Origin of the sequence: Paenibacillus sp. FSL H3-0329, assembly GCF_037963285.1 — a bacterium.
GTDB classification, from domain to species: domain Bacteria; phylum Bacillota; class Bacilli; order Paenibacillales; family Paenibacillaceae; genus Paenibacillus_AQ; species Paenibacillus_AQ odorifer.
In genome coordinates, this window is record NZ_CP150150.1 from 785,379 (window position 1) to 800,211 (window position 14,833).

General features: G+C 39.2%; 11 protein-coding genes and 1 pseudogene. All 12 read left to right on the forward strand.

The features are described 5' to 3' along the window. The first annotated feature begins 12 nt into the window (after positions 1–12). The 12 genes and pseudogenes from NSQ66_RS03470 to ssuE all read left to right on the forward strand — a co-directional run bounded on the left by NSQ66_RS03470 (position 13) and on the right by ssuE (position 14,796). Positions 13–1,467 (forward strand): ATP-binding protein, encoded by a 1,455-nt coding sequence (locus NSQ66_RS03470; protein ID WP_339192739.1) that lies wholly within the window; start codon positions 13–15, stop codon positions 1,465–1,467. A gap of 12 nt (positions 1,468–1,479) precedes the next feature. After that, the gene (locus tag NSQ66_RS03475) at positions 1,480–4,212 is read left to right on the forward strand and encodes a Z1 domain-containing protein (protein ID WP_076142276.1); all 2,733 of its coding nucleotides are present in this window, start codon (positions 1,480–1,482) and stop codon (positions 4,210–4,212) included. Then, positions 4,196–5,137, forward strand: a complete 942-nt coding sequence (locus NSQ66_RS03480; RefSeq protein WP_256720286.1) for a PD-(D/E)XK motif protein — start codon at positions 4,196–4,198, stop codon at positions 5,135–5,137. Before NSQ66_RS03475 ends, NSQ66_RS03480 begins: the two co-directional genes overlap by 17 nt. 15 nt (positions 5,138–5,152) lie before the next feature. Further along, positions 5,153–7,231, forward strand: a complete 2,079-nt coding sequence (locus NSQ66_RS03485) for an AIPR family protein (protein ID WP_076142277.1) — start codon at positions 5,153–5,155, stop codon at positions 7,229–7,231. A 25-nt stretch (positions 7,232–7,256) separates the two neighbouring features. Then, entirely contained in the window at positions 7,257–8,855 is a 1,599-nt protein-coding gene (locus NSQ66_RS03490) for a DNA cytosine methyltransferase (RefSeq protein WP_249267780.1), read from the forward strand. Continuing rightward, on the forward strand, positions 8,848–8,982 hold the full coding sequence (locus NSQ66_RS03495) for a hypothetical protein (RefSeq protein ID WP_339279557.1): 135 nt from the start codon (positions 8,848–8,850) through the stop codon (positions 8,980–8,982). The genes NSQ66_RS03490 and NSQ66_RS03495 overlap by 8 nt, the downstream gene beginning before the upstream one ends. Positions 8,983–9,051: 69 nt before the next feature. Beyond that, complete coding sequence (locus NSQ66_RS03500) at positions 9,052–9,885, forward strand: hypothetical protein (RefSeq protein ID WP_076142279.1); 834 nt, start codon at positions 9,052–9,054, stop codon at positions 9,883–9,885. A 435-nt stretch (positions 9,886–10,320) separates the two neighbouring features. Next, positions 10,321–10,575, forward strand: coding sequence for a hypothetical protein (locus tag NSQ66_RS03505; protein WP_076142280.1), 255 nt, complete (start codon positions 10,321–10,323; stop codon positions 10,573–10,575). Between the two features lie 660 nt (positions 10,576–11,235). Continuing rightward, positions 11,236–11,409, forward strand: coding sequence for a hypothetical protein (locus tag NSQ66_RS03510; protein WP_249267781.1), 174 nt, complete (start codon positions 11,236–11,238; stop codon positions 11,407–11,409). Between the two features lie 445 nt (positions 11,410–11,854). Beyond that, positions 11,855–12,862, forward strand: coding sequence for an ABC transporter substrate-binding protein (locus NSQ66_RS03515; RefSeq protein ID WP_076142281.1), 1,008 nt, complete (start codon positions 11,855–11,857; stop codon positions 12,860–12,862). Between the two features lie 42 nt (positions 12,863–12,904). Further along, on the forward strand, positions 12,905–14,263 hold the full coding sequence (locus NSQ66_RS03520) for an LLM class flavin-dependent oxidoreductase (RefSeq protein ID WP_076142282.1): 1,359 nt from the start codon (positions 12,905–12,907) through the stop codon (positions 14,261–14,263). Next, positions 14,263–14,796: pseudogene (gene ssuE, locus NSQ66_RS03525) on the forward strand (NADPH-dependent FMN reductase). The gene NSQ66_RS03520 and the pseudogene ssuE overlap by 1 nt, the downstream one beginning before the upstream one ends. The last annotated feature ends 37 nt before the right edge of the window (positions 14,797–14,833 follow it).

Sequence of the window (14,833 nt, forward strand, 5' to 3'; positions counted from 1 at the left end):
CTCTGCAACCTAATGGAAGGAGATAGTGGTGTGGAAATATTATCTTTACCTCCGAATGCCCCGATACTTATGGAGGCGACTCGAGCAATTGGTTATTCGCTAGAAACAGCATTAGCAGACATAATAGATAATAGTATTACTGCAGATGCGACAAAAATAGATATACTATTCTTCCCAATGGGAAGTCCCTATGTAGCGATAACAGATAATGGACATGGAATGGATCAAGAAGAGTTAATAAACGCTATGCGCTATGGCAGTAAAAACCCACTGGACACAAGAACAACTAACGATTTGGGAAGATTTGGACTTGGTATGAAAACTGCATCTATGTCACAGTGCAGGAAATTGTCAGTTGTTAGCTTGAAAGATGAAATAGTGACAGGCGCACAGTGGGATTTGGATTTTATTGCTACTACAAACGACTGGTCATTGAAATTGTTGGATAATGATGAGCTCCAAGCTCTTCCTCATTTTAGTGAATTGTTGAATGGAGGCAATGGCACAATGGTAATTTGGCAAGAACTTGATCGGCTAAAAGTTGGAGAACTGAATTTCAATGAAAACATGGGCAAGTATATGGACCGTGTGAGAGATCACTTATCACTTGTATTTCATCGCTACCTCTCTGGGGAAGTAGGAGTAAAGAAAATTCAAATTTCAATTAATAAGGTATATCTGGAATCCATAGATCCTTTTTTATCAGGGAAGAGCACTCAGGTTATGGATGAGGAAAATGTTGTTATCAACGGACAAAAAATTGTTGTGCGTCCTTATACATTGCCGCATATATCAATGCTGTCGCAAGCAGAAATCAAAATGCTTGGTGGAGATGAAGGTCTTCGCAAACTGCAAGGATTTTATATTTACCGCAATAAGCGGTTGCTGGTATGGGGAACTTGGTTCAGGCTGATGCGGCAAGGGGAACTGTCTAAGTTAGCTCGTGTTAGAGTAGACATTCCTAATTCATTAGATTATCTGTGGACTTTGGATATTAAAAAGTCCGTAGCAATACCGCCAGAGATTGTAAGAAAGAATCTTGCTCCAATTGTTGAGAAGCTTGCTGGGAGCAGTAAACGCACCTGGACTTACCGTGGAAAAAAGGAAACCGAGGACTCTAAAATACATATATGGGACCGCTTTAGAACTAGAGAGGGGGGCATAGTCTATGAAATTAATAGAGGATATCCCCTGATTGAAGCTATGAATAAATCAGAGAAAGATGTTGTGGAACAATTGCTTATACAAATTGAACTTGGTTTGCCTCTAAACCAGTTATATGTTGATCTTACAAGTGACGAACGAGTTTTAAATGAGAAGGTACTGACTAAGACCGATTTACTGCCAATGTTAAATCAAATGTTTTCTGGATGCAGTAGTGATCAAGAACGAAGGGAAATGGCAGAAAGACTATCAATAACAGAGCCATTTGATCAAAATCCAGAATGGCTATATGAATTTCTGTAGGAGGTAATGAAGATGTTAAGCCAAAACGGCCAGATGCTTGAACGGTTCATTTCAATTACTATTAATACAAAGTACCAAGTTCTACCGCCAACTGAAGAGCAATTCATGCAAGAAGCAAAAGCGCTTCGAGTCAATATGCCAGTAACTGATGAAGAGTTTGAAGAAATTATTAAAATTCTGAAATCTACAGTGCCAATAACTATGGACGTTGGTGTCTATATTACAGAGCAGAGTGGTGAGCATCAATCTTGGTTGCCAGCACGGAGGGCAGATCTTGAGTTCTATTATTGGAATCGTTATAGACGATATCTCGAAGATAGCAAAGGATGGAATTCACGTGTAACAGCTAGTCTAGACACGGTATCTGATGAAATTGTGAATTTGCTAGGTGATCCTAAGAATAAAAGTCCATGGCAACGAAGAGGGCTTGTATTAGGAGATGTTCAATCAGGAAAAACAGCCAATTATACTGCTATTTGCAATAAGGCTGCCGATACAGAGTATAAGGTGATAATAGTTCTGACGGGTATAACGGAAAACTTGCGTAAACAAACACAAGAGAGGTTGGACAAAGAGTTTGCTGGAAGATTAAGCAAAGATCTGCTGAAAAAGAAGGGTAAGCAAGAAGTCAGAAATGTATTTGATGGAGTTGGAAAAATAGATTCAACTAGAAGAATCTCTGCATTTACAACTGTGCTATATGATTTTAATTCATCTATTTTAAATAGTAATGATTTAACATTAAAAGATAGTAGTGGGCCAGCACTTTTTGTAGTAAAGAAAAATAAGTCTGTTCTTAGGAGTCTGGAAAGCTGGTTGATGTCTAATAATGCGGATAACAGTGGAAAAATAGATCTGCCACTGTTGCTGATTGATGATGAAGCCGACAATGCATCTGTGAACACGAAGAAAGAAGACGAAGATCCAGCTGCTATCAACACAGCTATTCGATCAATCTTAGGGCGATTTTATCAGGCTTCATACCTAGGAATAACAGCCACGCCTTTCGCCAACATCTTTATTAATCCTGAAACGAATGATGATATGGTAGGCGATGACCTGTTCCCAAGAGATTTTATTTATGTGCTCTCCCCACCAACTAATTATATTGGGGCTGATGCGATTTTTGGGGAACAGCCTAAATACGATCACTGCCTTGTAAGAATAGAATCCGAAGAGGTTGAGCAGTTTTATCCTTTTAAGCATAAGAAAGATCTTGAAATTGATGATCTTCCACCTAGCATGTATGAGGCAATGGCATATTTTTTGTTAGCAAATTCTATTAGAGACCTAAGAAAAGATGCAACTGAGCATCGTTCAATGCTCATAAATGTTAGTAGATTTACAGATGTTCAAGTTAAAACAAAGGAACATGTCAATGCGTGGTTAAACCAGGTGCAGTCTGATGTTCGAAATTATGCTTTATTAGATGAGCATCGTGCGATGCAAATTAGATCTTTGAGATTTTTAAAACATGTCTGGGATAAGCACGGGCTTTCAGAAAAATCTGGGGTTTCATGGGGAGATATACAACAGAACTATTTACATAAGGCAATAGCTCCAATTGAAGTGAGGGCTGTAAACCAAAAAACTGGAGCTTCCAGTCTTGACTATTATAGTTACAAAGAAAGTGGGTTTAGAGTTATTGCAATTGGTGGAAATAGTTTATCCCGTGGACTGACACTGGAGGGACTGTGTGTCAGCTATTTTTATCGCAATTCGCAAATGTACGATACCCTCTTACAAATGGGACGATGGTTTGGCTATCGTCCTAACTATGATGATGTTTTTAAAGTGTGGATGGCAAAAGATGCAATTGATTGGTACGGATATATCACTGAAGCCGCCAATGAATTAAAAGATGAAATTGGAAAAATGAATAAATTGCAGCAGACACCAAGAGACTTCGGACTCAAGGTCAGACAGGACCCTAACTCTCTAATTGTAACAGCTCGAAATAAAATGCGAACAGGAACACCAGTTAGCAGACCAATAACGGTTACTGGAAAATTATTGGAAACTCCAAGATTGAAATCGAAGGCTGAAATACTAAAACTAAATGAAAAAGTATTTAAACAATTTGTTTCTAAATTAAACAGTGTAGATTATGGTGTTGAAGTAGATCAAAATGGTAAGATGTGGTCTGGTATTAAAAAAGAATATGTTATTGACCTGCTTCGCACTTTCGACACACATCCATGGCACTTATCATTTCAAGGAAAAGCATTAGCGGAATATATAGAAAATAAATCAGAGTTTGCAGAGTGGGACGTTTTTCTACCAAATGGTTCAAGTAATCAGGATTACGAGATAGAAGGATTAAATGGGCTTATCACAGTAAAACCTGAGCGCAGAACGATTACAGAAGCAAACGGTATGATTAAAGTATCGGGTACGAAGGTGCGTGTTGGTGCAGGGGGATGTACTAAAGCGGGACTTTCAAAAAAACAAATTGCTGATGCTAAGAATGCTTTTATTAGAACACATCCTGGGAAGAAAAATATACCTGACAGCGCTTATTTAATAAAGGAACGCAATCCACTTTTAATGCTTCATGTTATTGAGAGTATGCAGGACGAAGATGAACCTCGCAACCCAAGAATTCCTGAAATACTCTTTGCAATAGGAATTGGACTTCCAGGCAATGGAGGGATTCTCACTGCCAATTACGTCGTTAATTTAGTTGAGTTGCGTAATTGGATGGATCTGGATGATGATGATGAGGACGATGATGATGCTGTCTAATGAAGCTTTAATTAATAGGTGGAACTCTCTCATTCATTATAACAACGGCTATGTTAGAATCGATGCAGAGCATCCCCTTGAGTGGCATATAGGATATGAGGGCATTAATCAACGCTCGTTATTGCTTGTAACTTCAAACGAACCGACAAATGTTGAGTCCTCAAAGTCAATTCTAGTTTCATTTGCTAAAAGAACAGATGGCAAATGGGCGCTTGTTTTCAAGCTTATTAGAGAAGAGCAGGAAGAAGTATATATTAGACTCTGCTACGACTTAATTGAATCCTCTCGTAATCAGCTTGATACTGAACAGGGCATTGAGTATGTTCTGCAACGCTACTCTCAGTGGTTTAAACTTCTTGAACTCCAAAGGAGTGGTCTGCTTAGTGAGCCGGAAAGAAAGGGACTCTTAGGCGAAATGCTCTTTTTGAAGCGGATTATAGAACAGGGCCAGACTCTGCTTAATTCAGTAGCAAGTTGGGTTGGACCCGAAGGGGCAGATCAGGATTTTGTGGATGAAAATGGCTGGCACGAAATAAAAGCCATAGGAATCAGTGCAAAGACTGTTTCGATATCCTCCCTTGAACAGCTGGATGTTAACAATCCTGGAAAGCTTGTTTTGTTTCTGATTGATAAGACCGCTCCAAATGGACACAATGCTTTTACGTTATCCAGTAAAGTTGCTGATTTGCGATTGATGCTTGAGAGCAGTCCAGCAGTACTCGATTTGTATAATCAAAAATTATTAAAGTATGGTTATATGGATATGCCTGATTATGACAAGCAGTGGTATCGGGTTGGAAAAAGTATGAGTTATATAGTAGATGAACATTTTCCTAAGTTGGTTAAAGGCAATGTACAGTCTCAGATAGCTGCTGCCAGTTACCAGATAAGCATTCAGGCTATTGAGGCTTGGAAAATAGAATAACAAGCGGGGGCTACTATGGAGCTGCAAGAATTCCGAAAAGAACTCTTGGAAGATGTGAGATCTTCTGCTGCAACTTTTGGAGAAGGGTCGAGTGCTGCATTTGTTGGAATAGTTGCGAATTATTTGGTGAATGCAGAAGTACTTCCAGACTTTGAACCAGCATTTTATATTGGTTCTGGTATGTACAATCGCAAGTTGCGAATTGATGGGTATGCGTTAGATGAGTTTGATTATACAATGAATTTAATAGTCGCTAACTACACTAATGATGAAAAAGTAAAGACACTAACGAGATCAGAAGCTCAACAGATATTTGAGTGGCCCATCAGATTTTTGGATGAGACATACCACAACAAACTTCTTGAAAAAATTGAAATTAGCAGTTCGGCAGCAGACCTCATTGATATCCTATTAACAAATAAGGAGAAAATTCGTAAATTTCGCATTCTACTTTTTTCTGATGGCAACATGAGTGGGAGGATTGAAAGTTTCCCTGTACGTGATTTCGATGGAGTTTCTATCGAATTCCAGATATGGGATATTGAACGGCTTTATAAAATGTTCCTTGCTGATTCGGGAAGGGAGAATATAGAGGTTGATTTTACTCAATATTCAGAAAAAGGCATTCCTTGCTTGGATACCAGCAATTATGGCGATAATCCTTATGATTGTTATCTGGGGGTTATTTCAGGCACGGTATTGGCAGATGTATACGATCGCTACGGTGCTCAGTTATTAGAGGGGAATGTACGCTCTTTCCTTAGTACTAAGGTGGCCGTTAACAAGAAAATAAGAGAGACCATAATTAGTTCGCCACAAATGTTTTTTGCATTCAATAATGGAATATCTGCGACAGCTGTTGACGTAATTATTGAAGATAGACTCGAAGGGAAGTTTATTACTTCAGTAAAGGACTTTCAAATAATTAATGGCGGGCAGACAACTGCCTCACTATCCAATGCTCGTTATAAGGATAAAGCTGATCTCAGCACAGTCAGCTTGCAGATGAAATTAACAGTAATTAATGCAGATTTAGATGAGACTCATAATCTTATGCAGAAGATATCTCGGTCTTCGAACAGCCAAAACAAGGTTAGCGATGCCGATTTTTTCTCCACACACCCCTTTCATATTCGAATGGAGCAGATATCCAGAAGGATTTTTGCTCCAGCGGTAGGAGGGGCGCAGCATGATACACATTGGTTTTACGAACGTGCAAGAGGACAGTATTTGCAAGCGCAAATGAGAATGACAAAAGCTGAACGCAATCGCTTTATAACACAGAATCCAAAGCATCAGCTCATTACAAAGACTGACCTTGCTAAAGCAAGAAACTCGTGGAGAGGGCTTCCCCATAAAGTTAGTAAAGGTGCGCAGTCTAATTTTAGTGAATTTGCGCAATGGGTTGATGATGAATGGTCAATATCTGATGAGTCATTCAACGAACGATATTTTCAGGAATCACTTGCACTTTATATTTTATTTAAACATGTTGAAAAGCTGGTTACACATCAAGAATGGTATGAACAGGGATATCGTGCTAATATTGTGACTTACTCAATATCACTTATGGCACATTTAATTAAGAAGCAGTATCCGAACAATACTCTGGACCTTCAAATTATCTGGAGTAGACAAGAAATACCAGGTGTGTTGTCGGACCAAATGGCCAGAATAGCTAAATCTGTGCTTGACTCCATTACTGATCCATCTAGGGGGATGGCGAACGTAACTCAATGGTGCAAACGTGAGGCCTGCTGGGACCGTGTTAAGGAACTTGATATTACATTGGATGCAAATATTCAATCTGTACTTATCGACATAGATAACGTTAAGTCAGAAGTAAGAAAAGCCCGAAAAGATCAGAGGATGGTAACGGGAATTGAAGCGCAAACGAGGGTTGTCAACTATGGTGCGGATTTTTGGAAGAAAGTTCAATATTATGTTGCTGAAAAGAAGATACCTTATCAAGCTGAAGCTGAATCATTAAAAATTGCTTGCCAAATCCCTTTTAAGCTGCCAAACTCAGTACATAGCCAAAAGTTGCTTGAATTGCTGAATAAAGCTGTTGCGGAAGGCTGGAAAGAGGATTGAAAAGAGGTGTGGAACATTGTATAGAGTGCTGGATTTATTTGCTGGGGCGGGCGGAATGAGTCTGGGATTTACACAGACAGGTAAGTATGAAATCGCTGTGGCAGTTGAAAAAAATGAAAACGCCCAGAAAACGTATAAGCTGAATCATTCGGATACTGAAATTTTAAGTGACATTCTAGATATTACTGATTACGATAAGTTCCGTGAAATATATGGTGAATTTGATATTGTAGTCGGGGGACCACCCTGCCAAGGATTCTCAAATGCTAATCGCCAAAAAAATCATATTGTTAGTCAAAATAATAGCCTAGTCAAAAAATATGTTGAAGTTATACTCAATCTTAGACCGAAAGCGTTCATTATGGAGAATGTTCGAATGCTGAGATCTGAGATTCACCGCTTCTACTGTTCAAGAAATGATGGATATGAGGTAGAGCGTTTGGGGATAGCTACTCGCAACGAAACTATATGTCTTCTTGATCTAATATGTCCTGTTGAGGACTTCAAAGATTATTTATTCAACACTCACATAATCAGTAAACTGATTTTACCTGAAAAATCTCTTTATGCTTTGCGCATGCTACTTAAGAATTCAAGGAATGAGAAAAAACGTGAAGAAGTTCTAGATAAACAAGGGAAAAAATGCATTAAAATTATTGCCTTGATGCCCTCGAAAAATGTCGATGTATCAAGACATTATGTTGATTTTGAACGGATAGCATTAAACAAGTTTATTCAATTTGCCGGAGGAGAAATATCCTTTGATGAAGCCGAACCCTTAATGTCTGCTTATATTAATGTCCAGCGTTTGCTACTGTACGCCAAAGAGTTACTGGACAGTGATATTATCTTGAGCAATTTAAGGTTTGAACAAAAAGGAGTATATGTTGATGTGAAATCTTACTCAGTTATTGACTATATCAATAAAAGATTGGGAGAGCACTATAACATATCTGACAGTGTGCTTAATGCAGCTTGGTATGGTGTGCCGCAGTTAAGGGAGCGGTATATTGCATTAGGCTTAAGAAATGATTTGGATATTCAACCAGAATTGCCAAAAGCAGAGTTTGCTTCAGCCGAATATCATACTGTATGTGATGCCATAAGCGATCTAGAAATCGTAACTCCATGTTTTACTATAGAAGATAATCCAGTTTATCTAGACGATGAATATCTGGCGACCCCATTAACAGCGCAACTTCGCAATGCGGATATTCTCACTAATCATATTGCAACTGAAACTCGAGAGAAAGCTATGAAACGTTTTGAAGCTCTGCAGCCTGGACAGAATTTTCACGATCTTGACCGCAGCTTAATTGAGGATACGTATACAAGACCAGAAAGAACACAGAATTCAATTTATTTACGTTTAGTTTATGACAAGCCGTCAGGAACCGTTACGAACGTTCGTAAATCAATGTGGATTCACCCTGTTTTGAATCGAGCTATAAGTATTCGTGAAGCTGCTAGACTACAGTCTTTCCCAGATAGCTTTATATTTGTTGGTACTAAAGATTCACAATATCAGCAAGTAGGTAACGCTGTTCCACCAATAATGGCGAAAGCCATTGCAATAAAACTTGCGGAATTGCTTGATGCATGCAATTTAGATATGGATGAGTAGGAAGACATCGCTGATGATGGAATCGTTGACGAAAGAGCAACGGCGGCAAATGATGCAAATGATGTCTAAACTCCGATCTAAAAAATACGGTTCTAGAAATGATAGTCAGGAAGTATCGGCAACATAGCGATTTCCGATACAAATTGCACGATACCCAAATATAACACTGCAACATTCGTTCAAGGATGTTTTTGGTATGTCCATGAGGATTGCAAATATAAAAACCAATAATTATTCTATAGAATATGGGTGGATCATTGTGAAGCATGTGGAATATTTAGGAGACGAAAGATTAAGACATAAGGTCGTCTACAAAGAAGGGCAATATTCCGACTGTATATATTGTGGAAAACAAGCAAAGACAAGAGAACATATACCCTCAAAGGTATTTCTTGAAAAACCATTTCCTGATAATTTAGGGATTGTCCCAGCATGCGTTGAATGCAATAAATCATTTTCCAAAGATGAGCTTTTTTTATCGCTTTTAATCGAGATACTAAAAAGTAAACACTATGGCCATAGCTATGTTTTTACTGAAGATACAGCGGGAAGAATGGTCTACAACAAAACTTTGGTCAAAGAGATTGAAACTACGATTGAGAAAAACCGTTTAACTCAATTTGAAGATAGAATTTCTAAAATTATCTTTAAACTTGCTATAGGGCACTCAGTATTTGAACTGTCAGAAGGTTATTGTTTAAATAACGGAAGTTTAAGATATTCATTTGCTAATATGATGTCCCATGAGGAAATTGAAGAGTTTAAACTTCCATTTAACATCGGTGATTCATTCCTTCCAGAGATAGGAAGCAGGGTGTATGACAGAATAATGGTTATTGAATTGGATTTGGCGGCTGTACATAGTTCAGAACAGAAATTGAAGACGCAATTAGTATTACTGGACTGGATTGATGTACAGGATAATAAATACATTTATACCTGTTACAGATTTGGTGAAGAGATAGTAGTTAAATTGATAATAAGTGATTTTTTATATTCAGAAGTTATTATCAATACTGAAGAGTACTGATTAAACTAAGGAATCGTTCCTCTAAAAAATATGAGAGGCGGTTCTTTTTTACATTTATTTAATTTCTAAATGAAGAGGGAATTTTTTACTTTCTTGTATGAAGGTAGGGGATAAAATTGTGGGAACAGTTGAATATAAAAAAATCCAAGCTTCACAAAGCGATTTCTAAGGGCAGATCTAAAAAGTGGTGCCTTCATTTATGGAGTGACTTTTATTAGAACTCGTGATGAATATCGATGTGTTAATTTCCATTCTACCTACAATTTGCAAGCTCATCATATCATCTGAAAGACAGTTTGTTTTCTAGGGGCATATGAGCTTGGAAATGGTATATCATTATGTGGAGAATGTCATAAAAAAATCCATGAAAAATTTAATGGAAAGCCTCTGTTAGGTGAGTCTTTAAATGCTCGTGGTGGTGATAATCAAGATGAGATGGCCTATTTGTTTGGAATTCTTTACGAAGATGCAGAAATAAGGCTGATACCTGAAGATGAATTTTATTACATTAAGGATAAATTTATTACATTCATGAATAAATATCAAGGCTATGATATCTTTTTAGAGCAGATAGGTATATTGAAAATAAGTCGCTTGCGGTTAGCGCATGGAATTTGGAGGATGATGCCAATGAACAGATATAAGGAATTAGGCGAAGATTTATTGTATGAATTAATTAATTGTGAATAATAGAAAGATGTAGCTTGGCCATGATTATCCCAATATCATATAAAGATTTTTATATTAGATTTACTAATTATAGAGTAGAGGGACCTTTCAAACTCTCCTCCAACAACTCCCCAACAGAAACCTCTTCCTCATAATTCTACACGAGCCTATATTGACCTTCCAATCGTGATAAACTGGTCGAACTAATGTCTAATCCAAAGGTTTGCAACCTGGCGAGAAAAACCTTTTGCTTCATTCGTGTTGTTATTCGCTATCCCATAGGTTCCGATCATATTTTTGTCACCCGGTGGTTCTTGGCGATGCTACATTTCGGTGTCGCCGCAAAATATTTTATTTTAATTCGATATTCGCATTAAAATAATATTTACCTCGCATACAATTTGGTTAATACGCATTAAATTTTCTGTACATCGTCTCTACAGACATAGCTTTTCCAGAAGGGTGAGGATGCAATCACAATCTGATGCACAAATATGAGGAGGAAAAGCGCAAGCTGAATGAACTCGGGCAGCAATCACTGGAGCAGGGGATTCCATAAACAACAATGAGGCGCTTCAGGCCCAGAGTCGTCGGGTAGACGAATTCAGCAATCAGATGCATCAAGAAAATAAGGGATTTTCAGAGGCTGTTCGTTTAAACTTCTGTCTAGGAGGAGATGTGGTGAGCTTTCCAGCATGGTTTATACAAACGATTCAAGGTCGCTTGGTTGAGGTGAGCGCACGGATTGAACGTCAATCGGAGCCTAGACAAGCTTTTGAAGAAGAGCACCAAGCTTTTCAAGCGTTGTTTGCCTCCATGGATATTGCACGCAAGCCAGAGTTTGAGTATTGGTAGGATAAGCTTTCTTTAAAGGACTCCGTCTTTATGAACGTCTATATCTCCAAGGGCTCAAGGATGGCATGCAACTTGCAAATGCCTTTACTCCTCCTTCTATTCTCTCGGATTAAGATGGACTAAAAAACATATACATGCTTATGCTGAGGCTGTCCACGCGATAGTCTTTTTCTTATGTGCATTTTTTGAAGGGGGACCTTTCCATTTTGTCGATTAACCATACATACTGTAAATACAGATTATATGAGGTCGTCCTATGTTTAAAGTCCTAATGTCTCTTCAAAAAATCAGCCACTATACCGCCACAGGCTGTGCGAAAGGTACAAACTTCCAAGCCAAATAAGGTTGCTCCCACACGAATTGGTGAGTTAGGCGAGTATAAAATCAATATTCATCTTGATCAACTCCCTAAGGAATGCAAATCGCTTAGCGAAGGAGAAGCGAGATGAACAAAACAGTAGCACTGCTTATACTTGTAGGCTTGGTTAGTGAGATTTTATCTGGCTGCTCAGAGGGTAAGTCCTCCGCGAAAAGTGGAGAAGATCAGATTCTGCAATATCAGTCTGCACCTGGAAGTGTCTCTTTCCCAGAGCTGGCGGCGGATTTAGGTTACTTAGGAGATTTGAAGCTAGAGTCTATAGGTGACAGCGTGGGTGGTCCGGAAAGCATTCAATTAACCGCGACGAAACAAATTGACTTTGGTGCAGCATTCAATGGAGCCATTATTAAATCTTACGCCAAGAACGTAAAAATAAAGTCGGTCATTGGCTCCTATGGCAGTGATAAAAATACGTTTGTAGGTGCATATGCCCTCGAGGGGGGAGCTATAAAGTCGGCTAAAGATTTTATTGGTAAAAAGGTAGGGGTGAATATTCTCGGTGCCCATTCGGAATTCGTCATTAAAGATTATTTACGCCAAGGCAACTTGACCGAAAAGGAAATTGAACAAGTAACCTTGGTTACAGTCCCAAGTTCTAGTGCAGAACAGATTCTGCGAAATCATCAGATCGATGTGGTTATGTTAAGCGGGATTGCCCGGGATCGGGCTTTAACAACAGGAGGGGTCGCAGAAATTTTCAAGGATATTGATGTGTTTGGGACAGAGTTTACTGCGGGTGATTACTTTTTCACAGATCAGTATATCAAGGATAATCCTAATACCGTCAGGCAATTTGTAGATGGAGTGGCTAAGGCGATTGAATGGGCACGAACCACACCTAGGGAGGAAGTCATTAAGCGATTTGAGGAAATTATTAATAAGCGTGAACGAAAGGAAACAACGGACAATCTTAAGTTTTGGAAGAGTACAGGCATATCTGAAGAGGGCGGCGTCATTACACCATCGGAATACGATGTTTGGATTGATTGGCTTGTGGCAAATGGGGAGCTTAAAGAAGGCCAAGTGAAACCGGAAGAGTTATATACGAACGAATTTAATCCTTTTGCTAAATAATTTTCTATATAAGTTGAAAAATAAACAATAGGAGTGATTAGCATGACAAAAAAACAAATGAAACTCGGGGCATTCATTAATCTACCTGGTCATCATGTAGCAAGCTGGCGTCATCCTTATTCAGGGGCAAGTCGGGCATTTGATTTGGAGTATTTAACGGAGATTGCACAAACGGCTGAGCGTGGTAAGTTCGACATGGTGTTTTTTGCAGATGTATTGGGTCAAAAGCTTTCGGGAAATGCACAATCATCATTGAAGCTAGACCCCGTTATTATTATTTCGGCACTCGCAGCGGTAACTAAGAATATTGGGTTAACGGCCACTTTGACGACTACCTATAACGATCCATACCATGTAGCGCGTAAATTCGCAGCCATTGATCATTTGTCTAAGGGGCGTGCCGCCTGGAATGTAGTAACATCAGCTAATGAGGGGGAAGCTCTCCTGTTTGGTAAGGATAAACATTTGCAGCATGCATCCCGCTATGAACGTGCAGAGGAATTTGTGGAGGTTGTCAAACAGCTCTGGTTATCCATTGAGTCTGAGGCGCTAGTCATCGATAAGGAACAAGGCCAGTATTTAAATGTAGACAAGGTACATCCCGTTGACCATGAAGGAGCCTGGTTTAAAGTACAAGGTTCACTTGATTCATCCACAACACCACAAGGACATCCCGTGATAGTTCAAGCCGGATCGTCTGAATCTGGAAAAGAATTGGCCGCGAAGACCGCGGAAGTTATTTTTACAGCATGGCAAACCCTTGAAGAAGCGCAAACCTTTTATCGGGATGTTAAGGGTCGGTTGGCTAAATATGGTCGTAAGCCGGAGGACTTGACGATCATGCCCGGTGTGTTTATTACTGTAGCGAAAACTGAGGAAGAAGCTTTGTTGAAACAGCAGCAATTAAACAGCTACATTTTGCCTGACGTAGGATTATCGTATTTGTCAGCTTTCACCAACATTGATTTGTCTGGGTATGACGTCGATGAACCACTTCCAGAATTCAGTTCCATTGAAGATGAGACCAATCCGCGTATCCGCTACAACATTATTCGTGATATTGCCAAACGTGAAAATCTGCAATCCATACGTGCAATTTATGAACGGATCGCTGGAGCACGCGGACACCGGGAAATCGTTGGAACCCCTGAACAAATCGTAGATCAATTAGAAGAATGGTTCTTAAATGAAGGGGCAGATGGATTTAATGTGATGCCTCCCCATTTCCCAGAGGGCTTTAACGATATTGTTGAATTGGTAATTCCTGAACTACAGCGTAGGGGCTTATTCCGCACTGAATATGAGAGTAACACGCTTCGAGGAAATTTAGGACTATCTGTACCTGTTGTACCCACACTTGAAAAAGTACTAATCGTTGCGAGCACAGGAGGGAATGTGTAATGAGCAAAGCAGTCATTATTAATGGAGGAAATACTAGAAAATCTCGATTAACAGCTATTCATCAGCAGGTTGAAAGATTTCTAACGCAAGAGGGGATTTGGCATCATTCGATCTATGTACATGAGTTACCAGCGGACGATTTGCTTACGGCCAATTTCGCCAGTGAGGAGATTCTGCGGGCCAATGCGCTAGTGGAAGAAGCGGATATTGTCGCCGTATTAACGCCTATCTATAAAGCCTCCTATACGTGAATCTTGAAGACCTATTTAGATCTCCTTCCGCAAAAAGCGCTGGTTGGTAAGCGAATTGTACCTATTGCTATTGGGGGTTCGTTAGGCCATCTTCTAGCGATTGAATATGCATTAAAACCCGTCTTATCTGTACTGGGTGCTACTGAGATTTTAAATACGGTTTATTTCTTGGATCGGCAAATTGAACGTTTAGAAGCTGATGGGTATCGTATTGATGAGGAAGCGGAGCAGAGGCTAACCGTGGAATTACTAAAGCTTGTACCTGCAAAAATAACTAATTAGACTAGGGAGAACAGGAAGTTAGGGGGTAACATTAACG

Excerpts from the sequence above, each read along its gene's own strand:
- NSQ66_RS03520 (WP_076142282.1), top strand. The coding sequence starts at position 12,905 with ATGACAAAAAAACAAATGAAACTCGGGGCATTCATTAATCTACCTGGT.
- NSQ66_RS03485 (WP_076142277.1), top strand. The coding sequence starts at position 5,153 with ATGGAGCTGCAAGAATTCCGAAAAGAACTCTTGGAAGATGTGAGATCT.
- NSQ66_RS03470 (WP_339192739.1), top strand. The coding sequence starts at position 13 with ATGGAAGGAGATAGTGGTGTGGAAATATTATCTTTACCTCCGAATGCC.
- NSQ66_RS03475 (WP_076142276.1), top strand. The coding sequence starts at position 1,480 with ATGTTAAGCCAAAACGGCCAGATGCTTGAACGGTTCATTTCAATTACT.
- NSQ66_RS03505 (WP_076142280.1), top strand. The coding sequence starts at position 10,321 with ATGGCCTATTTGTTTGGAATTCTTTACGAAGATGCAGAAATAAGGCTG.
- NSQ66_RS03515 (WP_076142281.1), top strand. The coding sequence starts at position 11,855 with ATGAACAAAACAGTAGCACTGCTTATACTTGTAGGCTTGGTTAGTGAG.
- NSQ66_RS03480 (WP_256720286.1), top strand. The coding sequence starts at position 4,196 with ATGATGATGCTGTCTAATGAAGCTTTAATTAATAGGTGGAACTCTCTC.
- NSQ66_RS03500 (WP_076142279.1), top strand. The coding sequence starts at position 9,052 with ATGTCCATGAGGATTGCAAATATAAAAACCAATAATTATTCTATAGAA.
- NSQ66_RS03495 (WP_339279557.1), top strand. The coding sequence starts at position 8,848 with ATGAGTAGGAAGACATCGCTGATGATGGAATCGTTGACGAAAGAGCAA.